Origin of the sequence: Emergencia sp. 1XD21-10, assembly GCF_009936045.1 — a bacterium.
Classification (GTDB): domain Bacteria; phylum Bacillota; class Clostridia; order Peptostreptococcales; family Anaerovoracaceae; genus Senimuribacter; species Senimuribacter intestinalis.
The window spans coordinates 1-20,751 of the sequence record NZ_QWEQ01000005.1; the positions used below are offsets into that span (position 1 = coordinate 1).

General features: G+C 41.5%; 18 protein-coding genes. 1 reads left to right on the forward strand and 17 read right to left on the reverse strand.

The annotated features are described in order from the left end of the window. Positions 1-45: 45 nt before the first annotated feature. The 8 genes from D1151_RS03730 to D1151_RS03765 form a co-directional block, all read right to left on the reverse strand. A complete protein-coding gene (locus D1151_RS03730; RefSeq protein ID WP_161907985.1) occupies positions 46-1,200 on the reverse strand; it encodes a DEAD/DEAH box helicase family protein in 1,155 nt (384 codons plus the stop codon). A gap of 2 nt (positions 1,201-1,202) precedes the next feature. Next, the gene (locus D1151_RS03735) at positions 1,203-1,607 is read right to left on the reverse strand and encodes a (deoxy)nucleoside triphosphate pyrophosphohydrolase (protein ID WP_161907986.1); all 405 of its coding nucleotides are present in this window, start codon (positions 1,605-1,607) and stop codon (positions 1,203-1,205) included. Positions 1,608-1,706: 99 nt separating this feature from the next. Then, positions 1,707-2,753: a virulence RhuM family protein gene (locus D1151_RS03740; RefSeq protein WP_161907987.1), complete on the reverse strand. Its 1,047-nt coding sequence runs from the start codon at positions 2,751-2,753 to the stop codon at positions 1,707-1,709. Positions 2,754-2,784: 31 nt separating this feature from the next. Further along, positions 2,785-4,851: a DUF262 and DUF1524 domain-containing protein gene (locus D1151_RS03745; RefSeq protein WP_161907988.1), complete on the reverse strand. Its 2,067-nt coding sequence runs from the start codon at positions 4,849-4,851 to the stop codon at positions 2,785-2,787. A 12-nt stretch (positions 4,852-4,863) separates the two neighbouring features. Further along, a complete protein-coding gene (locus D1151_RS03750; RefSeq protein WP_161907989.1) occupies positions 4,864-8,025 on the reverse strand; it encodes a type I restriction endonuclease subunit R in 3,162 nt (1,053 codons plus the stop codon). Between the two features lie 55 nt (positions 8,026-8,080). After that, positions 8,081-9,292 carry a restriction endonuclease subunit S gene (locus D1151_RS03755; protein ID WP_161907990.1) on the reverse strand — a complete coding sequence of 404 codons (1,212 nt, stop codon included), beginning with the start codon at positions 9,290-9,292 and terminating at the stop codon, positions 8,081-8,083. Positions 9,293-9,304: 12 nt separating this feature from the next. Then, complete coding sequence (xerA, locus tag D1151_RS03760; protein ID WP_161907991.1) at positions 9,305-10,291, reverse strand: site-specific tyrosine recombinase/integron integrase; 987 nt, start codon at positions 10,289-10,291, stop codon at positions 9,305-9,307. Positions 10,292-10,381: 90 nt separating this feature from the next. Further along, on the reverse strand, positions 10,382-10,576 hold the full coding sequence (locus tag D1151_RS03765; protein WP_229056766.1) for a hypothetical protein: 195 nt from the start codon (positions 10,574-10,576) through the stop codon (positions 10,382-10,384). A 15-nt stretch (positions 10,577-10,591) separates the two neighbouring features. Here D1151_RS03765 and D1151_RS03770 point away from each other — a divergent pair, with 15 nt between their 5' ends. Then, the gene (locus D1151_RS03770; RefSeq protein WP_161907992.1) at positions 10,592-11,263 is read left to right on the forward strand and encodes a restriction endonuclease subunit S; all 672 of its coding nucleotides are present in this window, start codon (positions 10,592-10,594) and stop codon (positions 11,261-11,263) included. Here the strand turns inward: D1151_RS03770 and D1151_RS03775 are convergent. The 9 genes from D1151_RS03775 to D1151_RS03815 all read right to left on the reverse strand — a co-directional run bounded on the left by D1151_RS03775 (position 11,260) and on the right by D1151_RS03815 (position 20,733). Further along, the gene (locus D1151_RS03775) at positions 11,260-11,799 is read right to left on the reverse strand and encodes a restriction endonuclease subunit S (RefSeq protein WP_161907993.1); all 540 of its coding nucleotides are present in this window, start codon (positions 11,797-11,799) and stop codon (positions 11,260-11,262) included. The two genes, D1151_RS03770 and D1151_RS03775, sit on opposite strands and share 4 nt — an antisense overlap. 67 nt (positions 11,800-11,866) lie before the next feature. Further along, positions 11,867-12,916 carry a PIN domain-containing protein gene (locus D1151_RS03780; protein WP_161907994.1) on the reverse strand — a complete coding sequence of 350 codons (1,050 nt, stop codon included), beginning with the start codon at positions 12,914-12,916 and terminating at the stop codon, positions 11,867-11,869. Next, positions 12,900-14,408 (reverse strand): class I SAM-dependent DNA methyltransferase, encoded by a 1,509-nt coding sequence (locus D1151_RS03785; protein WP_161907995.1) that lies wholly within the window; start codon positions 14,406-14,408, stop codon positions 12,900-12,902. The genes D1151_RS03780 and D1151_RS03785 overlap by 17 nt, the downstream gene beginning before the upstream one ends. A 47-nt stretch (positions 14,409-14,455) precedes the next feature. After that, complete coding sequence (locus D1151_RS17220) at positions 14,456-14,635, reverse strand: helix-turn-helix transcriptional regulator (RefSeq protein ID WP_306770844.1); 180 nt, start codon at positions 14,633-14,635, stop codon at positions 14,456-14,458. 512 nt (positions 14,636-15,147) lie between these two features. Next, a complete protein-coding gene (locus D1151_RS03795) occupies positions 15,148-15,459 on the reverse strand; it encodes a hypothetical protein (RefSeq protein WP_161907996.1) in 312 nt (103 codons plus the stop codon). Positions 15,460-15,937: 478 nt separating this feature from the next. Beyond that, positions 15,938-17,467, reverse strand: a complete 1,530-nt coding sequence (gene rlmD, locus D1151_RS03800; protein ID WP_161907997.1) for a 23S rRNA (uracil(1939)-C(5))-methyltransferase RlmD — start codon at positions 17,465-17,467, stop codon at positions 15,938-15,940. Then, entirely contained in the window at positions 17,394-18,950 is a 1,557-nt protein-coding gene (locus D1151_RS03805) for a DEAD/DEAH box helicase (protein WP_161907998.1), read from the reverse strand. Before D1151_RS03805 ends, rlmD begins: the two co-directional genes overlap by 74 nt. 512 nt (positions 18,951-19,462) lie before the next feature. After that, on the reverse strand, positions 19,463-20,047 hold the full coding sequence (locus tag D1151_RS03810) for a DUF5028 domain-containing protein (RefSeq protein ID WP_161907999.1): 585 nt from the start codon (positions 20,045-20,047) through the stop codon (positions 19,463-19,465). Continuing rightward, complete coding sequence (locus D1151_RS03815) at positions 20,044-20,733, reverse strand: ATP-binding cassette domain-containing protein (RefSeq protein WP_161908000.1); 690 nt, start codon at positions 20,731-20,733, stop codon at positions 20,044-20,046. Before D1151_RS03815 ends, D1151_RS03810 begins: the two co-directional genes overlap by 4 nt. Positions 20,734-20,751: the final 18 nt, after the last annotated feature.

A 20,751-nucleotide genomic window follows, 5' to 3' on the forward strand; every position in this document is an offset into this window, starting at 1 on the left:
TTAACTGCTCACGGTAACCCTTGCTTTTTGGTGCTAATATTGCACTTATTTTTGGACTTTTTCAATTACGGTTGACAATCCATCTGTACGTTCCGGTGTTGCTGTCATTCCCAGTAAAAATTTCGGCTGAAAATACTCAATGATTCTCTGATAAGAGCTTGCACCAGCTTTGTGTACTTCGTCAATGACAATATAGTCAAAATGCTCTTTCCCAAAGCGTTCCATAATGTCAGGCTTTGAGATGGTCTGTATGGTCGCAAACATATAGTCACAGTCAAAGTCTTTGCTGCTGCCGAGCATAAATCCCGCATTAAGATTATATCCCAACACATTTTCAAAGCTACGTCTTGCCGCTCTTGCAATATTTTCACGGTGTGCCACAAATAAAAATTTCTTCGGCGCAAAGACTTGCACATCAAAAGCACTTAAATAGGTTTTTCCAGTGCCAGTTGCAGAAATCAGCAGCCCTTTCTCCTTGCCTTCCATGCGAAGTTTTTCCAGCTCATTCAAAGCCTCCTTCTGCATTTTGTTCGGCGTAATCTGGTTCACCCTGATTACCTGACCTTGCTTTTGGGTTTTCTCCACAGCCTTTCGCAGCTGATTCATATAATAGTACTCTCTTTCGTACCTATGAATCCACGCTTCATCAACAACTTCCGCCTCATTAAAGGTGTTTCTGAATTCTTTAACCAGGCTGCGCATCGCAAAGCCATTTTCACTAGCTGATAGGCGAATATTCCACTCTTTGTTCTCGCTCAAAGCATTCTGCGTCAAATTGCTGCTTCCAATCAAAAAAGAGAAAGTGCCATCTTTCTTTCGGAAGATATATCCCTTTGCATGAAAATTACCTTCGGTCACAATCCGAAGGTCAATATTCTTGTATTTCAAAAGTCGCCGCAGCGCCCTTGGCTGCGTAAAATTTTGATACTGTGAAGTAATGATTTTTCCTTTTATACCCTGAGCTTCCAGCATGTCCAGCAAATTGACGATGGACTGCACCCCGCTATTTGTGATAAACGCCACAGAAAAGTAGAACTCCGTGCATTCACGCAGCTCCGCCTCTATGGTAGATAAAACCTTTATCCCTTCTTTATAGTTGTTTACAATGAGTCTCGGTGCATACTGCTCCAAAGCCGTGGTTTCACTATCAATGAAGCCATAATGTAGCCCTTGCGCAATCTTTTCAGCTGCACGATCCATGGTTAAAATCCTCTCTTTACCAGCGCATCAACGACCGGACGGTCAGCCGGCAACCAGTCCAGTTTTTCGATTTCATCGATGGTAGCCCAGCACATGTCCGCGTGCTCCTTTAAGTTTACCTCACAATCGCTCACTTTGCAAATAAAGCAGTGCATGCGCAGCTCAAAATCCGGATATTGGTGTTCCACTACATAGAATGGTTCCATATCCTCCGCATCAACATGCACGTCCATCTCCTCAATCAATTCCCTGTGCAAAGCCTGCGCCGCAGTTTCCCCTGCTTCCAGCTTTCCGCCGGGAAACTCCCATCTATATGAAAGGTAATCGTATTTGTTTTCACCTCTCTGTGCACAGAGCACTTTGTTCTCTTTTAGTAAAATCGCACCGCATACTTCTAAGGGTTTCATGTTGGCCTCCTATTGTTGTGTTGTACTGCTTTGTATTGCATGATTCAGTTACCAAGTTTAATATTCTTTTAACATCACCACCAAATTCAAATCGCCCGTTTATTCTTCTTTTGTTTTCTCTTCCAACTCAAGTAAATATCTGTCATAGTCAGACATAAACAATCTATCTTGAACGACACGATATTTCTCAAACTCCGTTTCAGCGTGAAGTTTAGCGATTTCTGCAGAAACCTTTCCAGCATCCTGTAAAATACCATAATCAAACATTTCAACAAAGCTATTGAGTCGTTTTTCCCAATCCTCCATAGTAAGAGGAATACGTCTTAAGGTCATATTTTCAGCAAAATCCAGATATGCAGTTACCATTCGGTTCAGTTGATGCAATTCATTTTCACTCAGATAATTTTTGGCAATTGTCACATCGCTTTTTTTAATCTTGCCGTCCGGAGCATCTGCCCATGTAGTAAGTCCCATATGTTCCTTTTGATGGTCGACACGTTCTACAATCAATTCAGCAGCCGTATGACCGTGAACCGCAAAGTGCATTTTATTCTGGACTGTTGCATAAAATCTTTTCGTTGTTGCAGAATTTTTGTCATAGTCTATGGCAGTAGCATAAATATCTGTGATTTTCTGATAAAACTTTCTTTCACTTGCACGTATTTCTCTGATTCGTTCAAGCTGTTCATCAAAATACTTATCCGTCAGATAAGTGCCGCGTTTCAGACGTTCATCATCCATAACCCAGCCTTTGATGGTGTAGTCCTTTGCAATCTGATTTACCCATTTACGGAACTGCACTGCACGCTCAGAATTGACCTTAAAACCAACTGCAATAATCATTTGAAGATTGTAGTGTTTCGTATCACGACTCACCTGACGAGAGCCTTCGGTTTGAACTATCCGGAAATTCCGGATAGTTGCTTCTTCCTCAAGCTCTGAGTCGGAATAAATCTTCTTAATATGCTCATTGATTGTACGAACATCTACATCATATAGTGTGGCCATCATCTTCTGTGTCAGCCATATATTCTCATCCTCATAGCGCATCTCAATACTGTCCTGCTGATCGCCAACTGAGGCAACATAGGTCAAATATTCCGCTGCACTGGAACGGATGGTTATTTCATCTTTTTTCTTTTTCAAATAGGATGCCTCCTTTAACGTTCCCAGATTATTATTCTGCCTGTACATCATAGGATTGCTTCACAATTTCCATAATTTGATCTAATTCATCCTGATGCTCCATAAACAATTCTACATCACCATTTCCCCAACGACCTAAACCTGTAATATCCTTGCAGATACCGTTAGGATCATTAATCTCTGAAAACTTCATATTAATCGAAATACGCAATCTTTGTTTCTGGAAGACAATATCAACAAAATTAGTATCCAGCTTATAAGCAACATACAACTTTTTATATTCCTTCTTCACCGCTGGAGATAAGTTCATAATACGCTTATCCAAAGACTCAAACAGCATTCTTGTAAAAGCATTAACATCATATGATTCTAAGGAATACTTCTGCACTGTTTTTTCTTCTGCTTGATATGGTGCTAGTTCTGCAGCTGTTAAAGTTGGATATGGCCAAATAGTTTCTGCTTTCTTTGCTAATTCATTTGCTCTCTCTTGGATGTGTTTCTCATTCCATTCATTCTGCAAAACCACATATTTATTAAGCCTAAGTGCACTTTCCTTAAATCCACCCGGCATATCCATCTTATCCAAGAAAGGCCTGTCACTCATCTCGGAATTATATGCAGTCAAAGTAAGATTGCCAATTGTATGTAAATATTTCTTCTGTACCTCCTGCCACTCAGGGCCAAGATCAGTTTGCCACTCCAAAGAAAGATTTTTGTTTTGCGGCATAATATGCTCAATGGTGTAATTTTCTATAGTAATTGGAGCTTTGTTTTCAAAATTTTCCAAGCGACTTAGAATATAATTTCTAGCACGCATATTATAAATATCACGATTTACGAATGCGCCTTCAAACTTATCGTTATCCGGAAATTCTTTATAAGTATCCTGCATTACAAAGAATGCCTTAACAGAATTCAGGTAATCATCTGGTTTAATATAATTCTTCAACGTTGCAAAAGTCTTGTTCATCGAATTAGTCGGAATTTCGCAAATTGCACGTCTCAGGACATAGCTAATACAAAGCTTCAGAATTTCCTTCAACTCATCTGATGTTATCAGTTCTTCGGTACAGTCATGATGAATTTTCAGTAAGAACGGATAAGATACTTCCATTCTCAAATCAATAATATCTTCATATAACTTCTTTAAATCCGTGTCAGAATTTCGCTTAAATACGATGTTAGTGTAATATTTTGCGTAGTCCAGCAAATCTTGACATAGTTCTCTAATACTTCCAAATTCGCAGTTCAAGTGATACAACTTGAACTCTTCATATACACGTCCTTGCTTTGGAATACGAGAAAGCTTCATGGTCAAGTAATGGCGGAAAAAAGCATCCATTACAGATCCTTGCGTTTCATAAATAAACAGTTGTTCCATAGGCCGCCAGAGATGCTCATATACATAGGTTTGCTCTGATGGCTCTAATCCCATCAAAACATAGTTACGAATCAAATCAGATTCTGAAAGTTCCTTACCGGTAGAGTTCAAGCTTTCAAAAATTGCCTGTGCATCGTCTACAGTACGGTCTAACGTGATATTAACAATCTGTAATTTCCCAATTGACTCGTATACCTCTGCAGGCTGAATTTCTTTATCGGCCAGCTTGTTAGCGAAAAAGTTGTAATTTTCAATTAGCCTTGATCGAGTACCTTCTGCAATTGGCTTTTCCTCAACAAGGCTTATAAGAATGTCCCGATCTGTTTCGGTTAACAGTAACTTATACCGTTCATCACCATTTTCGTACTCATTTTTTAGAAGCATATTATCTATACGACGAGCATTAATTGTTGTGTCACCAGGATTCTTTATTGCATAATCGCGCAAAGCCAGGAGAAGAAGAGTTAACGTAGTCATTCGCTGCTGCCCATCAATAATCATATACTTCTGAACTCCTGTTGGCATTGCCTGCTCAGCAATATTAACAATAGATCCAACAAAATGACCAGCTTTACCTTTTCTCTGCATCTCTACAATATCGTTCCAAAGTCGTTTACACTGATCAATGTCCCAGCTGTAAAATCGCTGATAAACTGGAATCAAAAACTGTTTATTTCCATTTAATATCTCATAGATATTGCCTTTACGTGCATCCATACCGCACCTCCATTACTTCTTTTCTCCGTAAGAAACAGTATCTTCTGCCACCTTGCTTAGTTCTATTTCAGACACATATTTATATAGTTTTTCCTCTTTTCGTGGTTCCACATTATCTGTCCAAAGCTCACACTGACTAATTACTGTGCTTATTGCAAAATCGTAATCTTCAGGCGGATACTTATATTTCTTAAGGAGTCGCTTAACCATCTTACGCATTTGTGCTCTAGCGGTTTCTTTTTTCTGCCAATCGATAGTGCGATTTTTTCGAAGCATTTCTGTAAGTTCTCTTGTCAGAGCAATCAATTCATCATTCTTATAAAAATCTTTGATATGCTCTGGTTTTGTAAGGGCGTCATAAAATGCCAGCTCTTCTTGCGAAAGCCCCAACTCTTGACCATTCTTATAGAGATTTGCAATTTCCTCCGCAGTTTTAAGCAGTTCTTTAATAACTTCTTCATTGGTGATTAATCCGTTATAATAAGAGTTCATCAGTTGCGCTATCTTTTCTGAGAATTTTTGTGACTGCACCACATTTGTTCTCTTGTAAAGAGCCACCTGCTCAGCCATAAGTTTTTTCAAAATCTCAACAGCTATATTCTTTTCCTTCATTCTAGAGATTTCATCCAAGACAGCCGGATCAAACAAGCTGAAATTTTCACCGCCACTTTTGCTGCTGTCAAATAAGCTGATGACACCTTCGCTCTGTACTGCCGCTTTCAAAAGTTCATTGATTTGATCGTTAATCTCGGTAAGCGACAGGCTCTTTCCACCAGTACCACCGTAAGTGATTTTAATAACCGTAGATCGCAAAGCCTCCATATAAGCTGCTTCATGCCTTTCCTGTTCTGTTGTCATACTGGAACAAAGCGAATGAGACTGTTTCAAAAGCATAGCTTCCTTCAAGAACAAATCTTTTCTTTCTGGTACACTTGCATCGAGAATAAAGTTTACACCACCCGTAATAAGCTTAGCCATTGTAAGCGGAGATCCACCTACAAAGCCGCTAAAATCAAAGCCATGCAGTAAATCCTTGCAGACCTGCAGCTTTTCTTGAAACTTCGGATAGGCCATCTTTGCAATGTTCATGTCACCATATTTAGACTGATCGCGCTTCGTATATTCTTTCATCGCCGCCTTTAGAGCTGACGCAATTCCAACATAGTCAACGATCAATCCACCTTCTTTATCCTTGAATACACGGTTAACACGAGCTATTGCCTGCATCAAGTTATAGCCATGCATTGGCTTGTACACATACATGGTAGCCAAAGAAGGTACATCAAATCCGGTAAGCCACATATCTACAACGATGGCTATTTTCATCGGATCGTTATTATCTTTAAATTTTCTCGCGAGTTCTTCCTTGTGCGCTTTGGTTCCGATAATCTCTTTCCAATCTTCTGGATCATTGTTACCGCCAGTCATGACCACACCCACTTTATCTATCCATGTAGGTCTAATTTTTAAGATACGGCGGTAAATTTTCATTGCAATCGGACGAGAATACGCCACAATCATAGCTTTACCTGTCAGAAGATTTGCTCTGTATTTTTCATAATGTTCAACGATATCATCACAAAGAGATTCAATCGTAGAATCTGCTCCCAGTACGCTTTCCATCTGGCCAAGCATCTTTTTGCTCTTCTCAATCGTTTGCGCGTCGGATTGTTGCTCCAAGACATCATAAGTGGAATCAATTAACGCCAGCGTATTCTCATCCAACTTTAGATGAACCACACGACTTTCATAATAAACCGGACGAGTAGCACCATCTTCCACTGCCTGTGTCATATCATAAACATCGATATAGTCACCAAAAACCTCACGAGTATTTCTGTCCTTAGCTGAGATCGGTGTACCAGTAAAGCCAATAAATGTAGCATTCGGCAATGCGTCATGAATAACACGGGCATTACCAATTACCGTATGCGCTTCCTTTTCACCGTTTTCATTCTCTGACATAACGATTTTCTCATCAAAACCATACTGCCCACGATGTGCTTCGTCTGCCATAACAACAATGTTTCTACGTTCCGATAAAGCTTTCTCTCCACGCTCAAACTTAAACATCGTAGTAAATATGATTCCATTCGCACTTCTGCCATCAAGAAGTGACTTCAAATGTTCCTTGCTCTCTGCTTGTACCGGTGTCTGACGCAAAAAATCTGCGCATTGTGAGAACTGTGCATAAAGCTGATCATCCAAATCAATACGGTCTGTCATAACTACGATTGTTGGACTGTCTAATGCATCCTGCAATAAATGTGCATAGAAAACCATAGATAACGACTTACCAGAGCCCTGTGTATGCCAGAACACGCCACCCTTGCCGTCGGTCTTAGTTGCTACCTTTGCTTTTTCGATTGCTTTGCGGACTGCGAAATATTGATGATATCCGGCTAATACTTTGAAACGACTATTGCTAACGCCTGAGAAAAGAATAAAATTCTTCAAAATATCAAGTAAACGTTCCTTTTGGAACATACCCTCATAGAAAGTTTCAAAGGACGCATACGCAGTATCTTCGTAATTACCGTCTTTTGTTTTCCATTCCATAAAGCGATCTAATCCGGAAGTGATCGTTCCTGCTTTATTCGTAGACAAATCGCTAATTACACAGATTGCGTTATAATAAAAGATAGATGGTATGTCCTGCATATAATTGCGAATCTGATGGAATGCATTCTCCGCTCCCACTTCATCTTTCGCCGGACTCTTTAATTCCATCAAAACAAGCGGCAATCCATTTATAAATAGAATAATATCCGGACGACGGTTGTTTCCGTTTTCAAGGAATGTAAACTGATTTACCACATAGAAAGAGTTGTTCTTTATATTTTGATAATCAATCAAACGTACAATCGACGATTGCTCCTCGCCCTTCACAAAGAACTTAACCGTGATGCCATTTTGCAGATAATCCATAAATATCATATTCTTCTGCAGCAGGCTTCCGGTATCAAAATTCTTCAATTTGGCCATTGCCTCATCAATAGCTTCTACAGGCAGACCACGGTTGATACGCACCAAACTATCTCTCAGAATAGAATCCAGAATCGGACTGGTATAATCTCTATCAAAATCCGGAGCGTAGAGGTGGTCATAGCCCATGTTTTCAAACAATTCAATGATTGCCTGTTCATATGTATCCTCTGTAAATAAATTTGGCATGTTCAACCTCCTGTATTTTTCGTTATATTTCTATGGTAAACAAGAATTTAGCGGCTTAAAGGTCGATAGCAGAGACATCAAGTTCGCAGGACATGAGCTTAGATAACAATGCATCTCTAAGTTGTGATAAACGAGCATTCTCTTCTTGGTTAGATATAACAGTACTTGTCATTGGAATGACCAGTTCATTAAATTTACTGAGAGTATCTTCATCAGGCAGAGGAAGTTCCATAGCTTTAACTCTGTCTCTTGGAAGTTCCGTTTGTCCAGTGCTTCCTGTGTGTTGAGCTTCAATTTCACTTTCATGAGAAAGTCCCCAAAAACCGATATAGCTTTGTAATATTGAATCTTTTGGGCGAACAATAGTTACATGGGAATCTACAGTCATGTTATTTGCTTCAAACCAAACTTGAGCAACACGCCCTAGCGTTCCGGTGCCTGTAGAATTAATGAGTAGATCACCTTTTGAAATCCATTTCTCATTGATTTTCTTTGGAAGATGTCGTCGAGCGAGAGAAATGTCAATGGTGTGATCACGAATGCATTTTTGGTTAAGAACTATTTGATCGCTGCTATCATCATATTTAGGCGCGATACCTCTGGTAACCAAGCTGGAAATTGCATCAATTGTTGTAATCTTCCAGTTTTCGGGGAGAGTCCCATCCGAAAGAGCATAATCACAAAACCAGTCCTTATAAATTGCTAATGCTTGCTCAAGTAAATTCTTGTTTATCTTATCGTTCACTTTTATTTTTTCATCTATATTCAACAGAAAACGAGCGATACGCTCTTGAGTTTCTTTTCCTTTGGGGAAAGAAATCACAATTTCTTCCTGCAATCTTTTTCGATTTATCTCTGTCTGACCGGTTGAGCCTTCTGCAAGTGTTTCAATTTTAGGTTGGAACGCTTTAATCGCATACCCATAATAAATAGAATCAATTTCCTCGGTTGGACGAAGAAGTATCATATGTCCATCTATTGTTGTTGGGATTGGCACATCATACAATTGAGCAACACGACCAGCCGTTCCAGTACCGGTAGAGTTAATCAGCACATCTCCTGGTTGAAGCATTTTATCAGCGGGCACTTTCTTTTTTGAACAGTCATGTAATCTTGATTCCTCATACTTGATTTCAAAATTTCGATTACATTTCTGATTTAACACACGAACTGTATTCTCATTTTCTCTTTCTACATATTTAGGTGGAATGCCTTTAGACATAAATGATGTGATTTCTCCCAAACATCTTTTTCTCCACTCTGTCATATTATCACCTTCCTAACCGATATATTTCTTGTGAGCCAACTTAACATTGCTCTGTTTGACCATTGCGTACTGCAAGGTCGTATCTATTCGTTTATGCCCCAAAAGCTGCTGTAACTGCTCAATCGGCATTCCTTTATCAATCGCCATCGTTGCAAGCGTCCGGCGGAACTTATGCGGATGGACTTTGGGAATGTCCAACTGCTTACCCATTTCACGCAGGCGAGATTCGATACCGCCTATCTTGATTCTCTCATGCGGAGAATGCAGAGTGACGAACAATGCCGGATTATTATCCGTTCTGCTGTCAATATAGTTTTGCAGATGAATCTTTGTCCTAGCATCAAAGTATACGATGCGTTCCTTATCGCCCTTACCGAAAACCACACACTCCCGCTCATTAAAATTGATGTCCGCTTTGTTCAGCAAAACCATTTCACCGATACGCATTCCGGTAGAGGCCAGCATATCAATTATTGCCAAGTCTCGAAGTTCTGTGCAGCTGTCACGCATTTTCTCCAAATCCTCGTCCGTATAGGTTTCCTTGATATTAGTTGCCGTTTTCACCTTATGGATACGGCGAACAGGGCTTTTCAAAATATAGTCCTCGTCCTCCAACCAAGAGAAAAAACTTGACAGAATTCTACGGATATTATCTATCGTCACACGACTGGACTGGTTCTTGCTCTGGTAATCCGTCAGATAGGAACGCAAATCCTCTGTCTGAATATGACGGATACTTTTGTCTATCGAAGCCACCATCGTTTCAATGGTTGTGCGGTAATATTTCAGCGTTTTCTCTGAACAGCCTTCAATCCGCTTTGCCGAAACAAAAGCATCTATCAGCTTTGGGTTATCGTCTGTATCTTTCTTTTCTGTCTGTGCTGTAATCTCACAGCCAAACAATGTGTTCTCAAGCACCTTTTGCAGCTGCTGCATTTGGGCGTTGTCGAGATGTGGCAGCATTTGCTGCACCACCTCTGAAATAATTTGTTGTTTCATAGGTCATTCTCCTTCAAATTTATTTTCCAGAGAACGACTCAACGGCAGTTCCGTTGGCTTTAGCTCCCGCCGTTGGTGGGAGTTTTATTCTTAATAAAGGTCTATATCATCGTGATCTTCTCCATCATAATGATTATAATAATGGAATCCATCTTCGAGTGGTTTTCCACACCTACAGCAAACATCCCAATATCCCCATTCTTCAATTTCTGATGTAACAGACGATATGGATGAACATTTACAGTAGCCTACTTTTTCAATTGGCACACCTTTAAAATACATCATTTTGTGTTCCTCCCTATGTTAAACAAGAATTTAGAGCAGCAAGCTCAGGCTCTTTTTCACTCATTATTTATTGAGAATGCTAACCCAACGTGGAAAGATGGTGTGCTTTCCGACCTTGGAACTGTAGTCGCAGGTGGAACTCCATCCAAAACAAAGCCAGAATATTACTCCAAGCAAGGCATAGCATGGATTACTCCAAAGGATTTATCTCTTAATAAGTCAAAATTTATCTCTCATGGCGAAATTGATATTTCAGAATTAGGATTTTCCAAGAGTAGTGCAACTAAAATGCCAACCGGAACAGTTCTGTTTAGTTCTAGAGCACCTATTGGGTACATTGCCATTGCTGCCAATGAAGTAACAACTAATCAGGGATTCAAATCGGTAGTTCCAAATAAAAATATTGGTACAGCCTTTATATATTATCTTCTGAAATTTTTATTGCCGACCATTGAGGGAATGGCTTCGGGTTCAACTTTTAAGGAAATATCAGGTGCAGGGATGAAATCTGTCCCTGTTGTAATTCCTGATAACGAGACTATCGAAAAGTTCAATGCCTTTTGTACCCCAATCTTCCAACAGCAAGAAGTGCTTGAAGCAGAAAATTCACGACTTGCTGATATTCGAGATGCATTGTTACCTAAGTTGATGTCTGGTGAGCTTGATGTCTCCGACCTTGACATTTAAGCCGCTAAATTCTTGTTTATCCTATCATTGAGTGCAATTTTATCATCAAACGCCTTCAGGAATGAGCCGATTTTTTCTTGTTCGACTAATGGTGGAACATCAATTTCAAGATTCTTTACCACATCCGTCTGCACACGCTGTCGCCCTGATGAACCGACCATAGATTTTATTGCTGGTTCTCTTACTTCCGGGCTACAAATGAGATAGTACAAGTAGTCCTTATCAGCGATTCCTTCTTTTGCTCTAAACACTATATATTCCGTTGAGCCAAACCCGACCTCTCCATCATTTAAGATTGAGACCTGCGCTGTTTTTCCGTTTTCTAAACACGGCGTAATTCGTGCCATAATTGTATCTCCATTACGGAACTTCGTACCACCAGAAAAACATTCTTCAACATAATATGGAACATCGCGATAAAATGGGCGAAGCACATCCATAGGGATTTTCTTAGCTATAGCACCTTTTTTTATTGTTTCTCTCGGATTGAAATCTGCAATATCAGAGAGCTTCTTTTTTGTCCATTCAGATTTCATACCCAATCGCCTCCAGTTTTTCGCGAATTACAAATTCGTTTATTCTTTCTTGTCCTGTATTCATAAGCTAACTCTCACTTTCAGTTTCATCCTCATCCGTTCTATAAGCATCTTCAACCGAATAAGTAGCATCATCCAGCATCTTAACATCTATGCCTACGTTGATTGTGTCCTGTGTTTTTCCTCCATCTTTCAATTCGTATATAAACTGCAAAGCTGCCTCAATATAATATTCAATTGCATTCTCGTCCGAATTCAAGGATTCAATATTATCAATGCTAATCAAATGAGCTGTAGTTGAAGTAATCAACCGTCCTTTTTCAACAAGGCCAAAGTCTCGCTCTATTATCTGCACAGAAAAATCTCCAGAATTTAACCAATCAACAATTTCCTTATTTTCATCATAATCTTCAATTGGTTGATAGGAATATTTGTCAATTTCCTTTGCCCACGCTTCTAACTGCACCTTAACTTCATTTTCATTTTTGCATATGAACAGTGATGAAGCTGATACATTTTCTGCAAACTCCTTTAGCAGAAATTCTCCAAAAGCATTATCTTTGGAATAGTATATGATTTTTGAGTTGTGGTGTTTTAATGCAAATTCCAAAACACTTTCCCATAGCAATGCATCCTTAAATCCTTTATCAGACTTTTTGTCTTTTCCTTCAAAAGGAGGCAACTTACTAAATGCACGATTTACAATACTTTCAAATCTATTATTAGAAGCAATCGGTATCTCTATAACTTCATTCAACCCTTCTGAGATTTCCTTCTTATATTCCTCAATCTTAGTTTGTATGTATTCCGGATAATTTATTTCCGGATTCTCATATATAGAATACTCAGGGAACCGTTTCTTCGATATCGTGTTTTTATAAGCTATAAGTAATTCATCATGCTTTTCTATAATCTGCTTTTTCATTTCGCTCCAGACAACTGATGGAATTGCTATGGTTACCTGATTATATATATCAAGCTGATTAATCATATCAATTACATTTTCAAATGTTGAATTAAAGCTAAACGTTGTGAAATCTGCTTTCTTTTCATATGCTTGAAACAGAGCATTCGTATCAAAAATCAAACAATACGTTATTTCATTGCTTGAGCTCATATCCGATCGCCCCCAGCTTCTTCCTGATCTCTCCCTCCAGCTCATGTGACTTTGCAAACATTTCCGCAAGTTCAGATGTTAACCGATCCATCTTTTCTTCAAATGGCTCATCGTCATCTTCTTGTTCTTCAATGCCTACATATCTGCCCGGAGTAAGGATAAAGTCTTGCTTTTCAATTTCCTGCAAATCGGCAACGGCGCAGAAGCCTTTAACATCTTCAAGTGTTCCGTCAACAAAAGCTTCATAGGTATCTGAAATCTTCTTGATATCATCATCTGTCAACTCTCGAAGCTTACGACTCACCATCGTTCCCATCTTGCGAGCGTCAATAAATAAAGTCTTTCCCGGTTGTTTCTTCTGTTTATTGATAAACCAGAGCGAAACAGGAATCTGCGTTGTATAGAATAGCTGAGTAGGCATTGCAACAATGCACTCAACTAAATCGGCATTGATAATGTTCTTACGAATATCACCCTCTCCACCTGACTGAGAAGATAGTGAACCGTTCGCTAATACCATACCAATACGACCTGCTGGTGCAAGATGAAAAATCATGTGTTGAAGCCATGCAAAGTTGGCGTTTCCTGCTGGTGGTGTTCCATATTTCCATCTCTGATCTTCTTTTAGTTTATCCAATCCCCAATCGGAAAGGTTAAACGGAGGATTAGCCATAATATAATCTGCTCGCAATGTTGGATGGCGATCATCTAGAAACGTATCTGCAGCATAGGCTCCAAGATCTGGTTCAATTCCACGAATAGCAAGGTTCATCTGTGCCATCTTCCATGTAGTAGGGTTTGAGTCCTGACCATAGATAGAAATATTGCTGATATTACCACTGCGATTCTCAACAAACTTCGCAGACTGAACAAACATACCTCCTGAACCACAACAAGGGTCATATACTCGTCCCTTGAAAGGTTTCAAGACTTCCACTAAAGTACGTACTACGCATGAAGGCGTAAAGAATTCACCACCACGTTTCCCCTCTTGCTCAGCAAACATAGAAAGACAATATTCATAGGTACGACCCAAGATATCTTTTTCACTGCCGTGTTCAATCATCTGGATATTGGTAAATAAATCTACCACATCTCCCAATCTTCGTTTGTCCAATTCTGGACGTGCGAAATTCTTAGGAAGAATGTCTTTCAATCGTTTATTTTCTTTTTCAATTGCACGCATAGCCTCATCAATAACTGTACCAATCTCTGGCGTATGTGCTTTTGCTGCAATCTCACTCCAACGTGCACCTGCTGGTACAAAGAAAATACCCTCAGAAGTATATTCATCAATATCTTCCTCGAATCCGTCGCCTTCTTCAACAAGTTCCTGATATTTATCGTCAAATCTATCTGAGATATATTTCAAGAAAATCAACCCCAGGACAACGTTCTTATATTCTGATGCATCCATATTGCCACGAAGTACGCAGGCCGCATCCCATATTTGTTTTTCAAATCCAATATCGGCTGTATTTTTATCTGCCATTTTAGTTTTCCTCCTTTGAAGATTAATCTAGGACTATTTCCACAATATTAGAATGTCTCACAATCGAGATACTTACATGCCCTTACTTGCATACATATAGTGGTATTAAACCCATTGCCAAGCTTTGCTACAAATGTAGAACTAATTCCCGCCTTCTTGGCAAGCTCTGTTTTCTTCATATCTAGTTCTACCAGTTTTACCCATAACTTTTTATATGATAGTTTCATTCTGTCGCATTATCTTCCATATAAAACCACTATGTCTATTGTTTTATATTTCAAATACAACACTTTAATCATATTAGTAATATTCAAAATACCTTTCCTGAATCTCAATCTTTGTTTTATTATAAGACAATATTTCCTAGGATGCAATAGTATTCGCCATTTCAGCATTATCGTATAATACAAATCTGCACTCGCTTCAAAATTACACAAGCAGTACCATCATTCGCTACATGAATAAAATTTAGTTTTTCTCTCAATGACAAGATATTCATATATTACCGCATCTCTCAATATACTGTAGCACCTCATGGCCTATTAGATTTCCAGTTGTACACAGTTTTATAATGTACTAACAGCATTGTTTATAATACACTTCACTCGGCATTTCCACAATCTCAGCTATCTCTGGCTGCAACTAGTTTATTGTCCCCCAGTGCCTGCATGAAATCAAAATTCCATACATCCAAACTCTCTCATCATATCGTCCGTTAAGGTTTTATTGTATCGTGTTTTTATATTGAGGAAAAAACAAAATCTTTATCCCTCTGATTGATATATTTCGTTCCACCACCTGTTTTTCGGTTAATAAGGTCAATAACTATATCTAACATCAATTGTCGCAGTGCTCTTGCTTTATCACTTTCAGATAAAAGCATCTCCATATTTAAAAATGCACGAAAATCAAATACTCCGAGCACCTTAGTTTTGGTAGGGACACAAATGTCCTTACCAAAATCCTTTGCACACTCTAAAAAAGCTTTCAATTTCTTACCCCGGAGCACCTGATATCCATTTTCAGTAAGTTCTTCTCCGTATTGCTCCAAATAGTGACTAATTGTTCTTATATCGACTTCAAAAAAATTGGCTGTTATTTGTCGAGTTACAAAGATTTTCCCAGCCCATAAAATACCGTCAATTCCTGACTTCTGCTGTATTTCCTCTATGGCAATTTCATTATTTAATATATTTTACCTGTCCAGCCTCGAATTTGTTAAAGCCTCCATCATACTTACCCTCCTGTTTCTCAAGTCATGAAATCATCTTAAAACGTCCCCTTTGTCACCCTGCTTACCGCGCCCTTTCTTCCCTCACCAGCTTCGTCACTACTTCCGCAGTCGTCTGCACCCAATCCTCCTGCACTTCGCTCGCTTTCTTGGGCAGACTTTGCATGAGACGTACCGCTGCTTACTGCTCCCCTTCTGTCCTAACCAGCTTCGTTACAACTTCCGCAGTCGTCTGCACCCAATCCTCCTTCACTTCGCTCGCTTTGTTGGGCAGACTTTGCATGAGACGTACCGCTGCTTACCGCGTCCCTTCGGTCCTAGTAAGCAGGGTTACGGCTTCACAATGCACGCCCCAAGGGAACATATCCACAGGCGTCCCCTTCTCAAACCGATACCCATGCTCGCCCAGATATTTCACATCCCGCGCCAGGGTAGCCGGATCGCAGGACACATAGACGATTCGCTCAGGCTCCACAGAAACCACAGTTTTCAGTAACGTTTCCTCACAGCCTGCCCGAGGCGGATCCAAAATCACCACGTCGGCTTTTTCCACCCGAAGTCCGGCATCGTCCGCTGCAGCGCCTTCGCCTGAGACCAGCTTCGGCAGTTCTTCTTCGGCACGGCCGCACACATATCTGGCATTGACGATGTGATTGATGACCGCATTGCGGTTAGCGTCGAGGACGGCGCCTTTGACCGACTCGATACCGATGACGCGACCCACTTTGTCATAATCCAGCACGCCATCGTGGCGCGCCATATAAGCCTCTTCCATCTGCCGCGCTGCGAAAAGCCCGATGGTGCCCACGCCGCAGTAAAGGTCCAGCACTGTCTCCTCGCCGGAAAGGTCGGCATATTCCATCGCCTTGGCGTAAAGTCGCTCCATCTGCACCGGATTCACCTGATAAAAAGAATGAGGTGAAATTTCAAAGACCAGATCGCCCACTTCTTCATTGATGACAGGTTTTCCGGCAAGGGTAATCAACTCCTCCCCCATAACACTGCCCGGCATCGCGCCGTTTTTACCTTTGCAGACGCTGATGACCACGCTCTCCAAGCTGTATTCCACGCCGTCATCGGATACCGGCAGTTCATAAATGACATCATCCAGCATTTCCACCAGCTTGGCAGCATTAGGAATCCCTTTGCCGTTGATGACCAGCACTACCATCACCTCGCCGGTGCCACGGGCAGTTTTCACCACCAGATGGCGCATTAAACCCTTTTCCCACTTGGGGTCGTAAGCCGTAATATGGTCGCTTTCCATAAACTGACGCAAAGCCTCCGCCGCTGCCATAGCAGGCGCTGACTGAATCAGACAGTCGTAGCAGTCCACTACCTCGTGGCTCTTTGCACGATAAAAGCCCACCGCCGGCTCGCCCAAATTCTCCACGATACCGCCTTTGCGGGTGATAATGCCGCCGGTCCAAACAGGCATAGAAGCCTTGTTCCGATAGCGAAAAGGCTCCTCCATACCGATAATCGACTCCATCTCTGGCTCCAAAATTCCGCCCAGCCGTACCAGCTTATCGCGCACCTGCTTTTCCTTGAGTGCAAGCTGCGCCTCATAGGAAAGATTGCTGTAAGGGCAGCCGCCGCACTGACTGCTATATTCGCACATTGGCGTAATCCTGTCCGGTGACGGCTCCACTAGGCGAAGCAGCTTTCCGAAGGCGTAGTTCTTCTTTACCTTAGTAAGCTCCACTTCTGCAAGATCGCCGACCACAGCGCCCTTTACAAAGATCGCAAAGCCATTACTTCTTCCGAGCCCCTGCCCTTCGTTTGTCATGTCCTCTATTTTGATTTGAACGATTTGTCCTTTTTCCATCTTTTTTACCTTTCTTGCTCTTTGCGGAAGAACCCTTGCCGGACTTTTCCGCCTTACGCTTTTCCTTTACACCTCGCGCAGATTTTTCGCCTCGACGCTTTTTTTCGCCCGATTCATTGTCACCTTTTCCTTTATCATTACGGTGACTTTTTTCTCGCAGGCGTCGTTTTTCTGAAGGTTCCTGCTCTGACTCTGGTTCAATTTCTCCCAGATTCATGCGCAAAAAGGCTGCCGCCACTTCCAGCGGATCCAGCCCATCGTCTACACATCGTTTATATACGATTTTCATATATGGAGTCAGGTCTTTGCCCTCACAATATTCCACAGCATCCGACACCGATTTGTACGCTTTGACAGTCAAAGCACTTGCCGCCGTCGGCATATCCTTTTCCTTAATCTTCGTATTGCAGTAATCCTCCAGGGAGCGAATTTTGTACTTCTCCCGCGGCGTAATCAGGGAAATCGCCTTCCCCTTTCTGCCTGCGCGGCCGGTTCTGCCGATTCGGTGCACATAGTACTCCATATCCTGAGGCATGTCGTAGTTAAACACCATATCCACATCGTCCACATCAATACCCCTTGCCGCAACATCCGTCGCCAGCAAAAGCTCCAGCTTTCCGCTTCTGAAAAGGGCCATGACCCGGTCTCTCTGATGCTGAGACAAATCCCCGTGCAAAGCCTCCGCTGAGTATCCCTTTCCCTTCAAAATCAAAGTCAGCTGATCGACTTTTCTCTTGGTATTGCAGAAAATCAGCGCCCGCTTCGGTGACATATAGTCCAGAAGCCTGCAGAGAGACGTATCCTTTTCCCTTCCTTTTACCACATAATAGGTCTGCTTGACGAGAGGAATGGTCATTTCCTCCTGTGGCACGTGAATGTGCAGCGCATTCTGTTGATACTTTCCGGTGATTTCCAGAATTTCATCGGGCATGGTGGCGGAAAACAGCGCAGTCTGCCGCTCCTCCGGAATAGACTCGCAGATAGTCTCGATGTCCTCGCGAAATCCCATGTTCAGCATTTCGTCCGCTTCGTCAAGTACCAGCATTTGCAAAGCGTCCAGCTTCAAAGTACCTCTACGCATGTGATCCATCACACGCCCCGGCGTTCCCACTACAATGGAAAGCTTTCCACGAAGCAGTCTAAACTGCTTTTCGATGTCCTGACCGCCATAAATGGCGCCGATTTTTACACCGGGCACATGCTTTGCCATTTTCTTCAGTTCTTCTGCAGCCTGTATGGCAAGTTCTCTGGTCGGGCAAAGAATCAGTCCCTGGACGCCGCCTATCTTGCTGCGAAGGTTTTCTATCATAGGGATACCGAAAGCTGCCGTTTTGCCGGTACCTGTCTGGGCCTGCCCGATGATGTCCTTACCCTCAAGGAGCACCGGAATCGCCATCTCCTGAATGGGCGTCATTTCTACAAAGCCCATCTCTGCAAGGCCTTTCAGTATCCTCTTATCAATCTGTGATTCGTTGTAATTCATTTAATTCTCTCTTTCTTTTCTCGTTAATAAAAGTATACCATACCTTCCGCCGAAAAGACAGGATTAATGCCGGAAAACACAACAAAATCAAGGCTGTCGCAGATAAAATGAGACAGCCTCTTTGCATATGCACCATTTAAAGCAAATATGCGATGAATGGTGCGAATTATTTTTTTGCAGTTTTTATTTTTGCACCATTTTGGGCTAAAACAGATGGAATGGTGCACATAAAGTCTCTAAAAACATAAAATCACCGGTGATTCGTTTTCATCTGGAAATTATATATAGAACCCAGAAGCAATACTTTTCATAATTCACCATTTATTTCCAGCACTTCCAATCACTTTAAAGCTCTCACAGAAAAATCTGCACCATCAAGTATTATTTCTCTATAAATGGTGCGCAGTGGCGGGGTTGTGCACTTAACAGCCGCACCATTTCCAGTATTTTAAAGGAAAATGGTGCAGGAGCGACAAAACTAATTTTGAGACATCCCCGGCTCAAAAGCAAATCTAATCCAATTCAATCATTTTCTGATGAGGATACTGACTAATCAGCAGTTTGGGAGCATCCTCTGTCAGATGCTTTACACTGACCGTCTGAGACATGACGTCAAAGGTCAGCAGCAATTCCATACTAGTGCCCTTTTTCATAGAAAATGAAGACCCCGGCATCTTTGGATTTGCTATCAGAAAACAGCTTTCCTCAAGGCTCAAAATATAGTCAGTTCCACAGAGCATATACTGCTGTAGCGAAATCCCCTTTTCCCCTGTATGAGGATTATCTCTGTTGGCGATACGCACGTGCACCGTATAGATATAGTCGGTAAAAATTCCCAGAAGTTGCGCCTTTGCTTCTGCGTGATAAGTTTTCAGAAAATCTGTCGCAGAAAGCAGTTCTGCGTCCAGCACTGTAACTATATAACCGTCCATATCCTCATCGGCATAGCTAAAAAAATCCTTGCCGACCGGCACCTCTTCTCCCTTTGAAAACATCTGGATCACAGGGATATCCACAGACCGGTTCACTGTATAAACCCTAAGTCCCCCTCCTATCGCCAAAACAACAGCCAGCAGCACTATCACAACCTTTTTCATTGCTTAAGCTCCCTTCTCCCCTGCGCAAAATCGCTAAAATCACTGCTGTGCAGATGAGCTTTCAATCGACCTGATTCCAACACAAAAATTTCATCCGCCAGTTCCTGCAGAATTACTCCATCGTGGCACGAAATGACCACCAGGGCGCCCCGCCCCTTTTCACTTGTCAGAATTTCTTTGACTCGTGCAATGCCTTCTGCATCCAGTGCATTGGTCGGCTCATCCAAAACAACAATATCTGGCTTCTCCATGATTGCCGCTCCAATACCGAGCCGTTGCTTCATGCCTAAAGAATATTTGCGATATTTTTTCTCTGCAGCATCAGAAAGCCCTACAGCATCCAGCACGCACCTGATTTCCTCATCGCAGATTTGACCCTGCAGCCCTGCCAGCATTTTCAAATTTTCAAATCCCGAATAGCCGTCCAGAAAAGCCGCATTTTCCAAAAATAGCCCCAGACTCTCCGGAAAAGTTATATCTCTTCCCAGGCACTTTCCGTCTATTTCTATACTGCCGCAGGTTGGGCGAATTAACCCGCAGAGAAGTCGCATCAGCATAGTTTTCCCAGAACCGTTGACCCCCTGAAACCCATAGATATGCCTCGATTCCATGAGCATGGTAACATCCTCTATCACCGGCTGCTTATGTATAATCTTCGATACGTTTTTTAATTCTATCCTTGCCATTCAAAATTCCTCCCACGC

Bases quoted from the DNA above. Each gene is read 5' to 3' on its own strand.
- D1151_RS03730 (WP_161907985.1), bottom strand. From the start codon at position 1,200: ATGGATCGTGCAGCTGAAAAGATTGCGCAAGGGCTACATTATGGCTTC.
- D1151_RS03735 (WP_161907986.1), bottom strand. From the start codon at position 1,607: ATGAAACCCTTAGAAGTATGCGGTGCGATTTTACTAAAAGAGAACAAA.
- D1151_RS03745 (WP_161907988.1), bottom strand. From the start codon at position 4,851: ATGGATGCACGTAAAGGCAATATCTATGAGATATTAAATGGAAATAAA.
- D1151_RS03750 (WP_161907989.1), bottom strand. From the start codon at position 8,025: ATGCCAAATTTATTTACAGAGGATACATATGAACAGGCAATCATTGAA.
- D1151_RS03755 (WP_161907990.1), bottom strand. From the start codon at position 9,292: ATGACAGAGTGGAGAAAAAGATGTTTGGGAGAAATCACATCATTTATG.
- xerA (WP_161907991.1), bottom strand. From the start codon at position 10,291: ATGAAACAACAAATTATTTCAGAGGTGGTGCAGCAAATGCTGCCACAT.
- D1151_RS03765 (WP_229056766.1), bottom strand. From the start codon at position 10,576: ATGATGTATTTTAAAGGTGTGCCAATTGAAAAAGTAGGCTACTGTAAA.
- D1151_RS03770 (WP_161907992.1), top strand. From the start codon at position 10,592: ATGTTAAACAAGAATTTAGAGCAGCAAGCTCAGGCTCTTTTTCACTCA.
- D1151_RS03775 (WP_161907993.1), bottom strand. From the start codon at position 11,799: ATGAAATCTGAATGGACAAAAAAGAAGCTCTCTGATATTGCAGATTTC.
- D1151_RS03780 (WP_161907994.1), bottom strand. From the start codon at position 12,916: ATGAGCTCAAGCAATGAAATAACGTATTGTTTGATTTTTGATACGAAT.
- D1151_RS03785 (WP_161907995.1), bottom strand. From the start codon at position 14,408: ATGGCAGATAAAAATACAGCCGATATTGGATTTGAAAAACAAATATGG.
- D1151_RS17220 (WP_306770844.1), bottom strand. From the start codon at position 14,635: ATGAAACTATCATATAAAAAGTTATGGGTAAAACTGGTAGAACTAGAT.
- rlmD (WP_161907997.1), bottom strand. From the start codon at position 17,467: ATGGAAAAAGGACAAATCGTTCAAATCAAAATAGAGGACATGACAAAC.
- D1151_RS03805 (WP_161907998.1), bottom strand. From the start codon at position 18,950: ATGAATTACAACGAATCACAGATTGATAAGAGGATACTGAAAGGCCTT.
- D1151_RS03810 (WP_161907999.1), bottom strand. From the start codon at position 20,047: ATGAAAAAGGTTGTGATAGTGCTGCTGGCTGTTGTTTTGGCGATAGGA.
- D1151_RS03815 (WP_161908000.1), bottom strand. From the start codon at position 20,733: ATGGCAAGGATAGAATTAAAAAACGTATCGAAGATTATACATAAGCAG.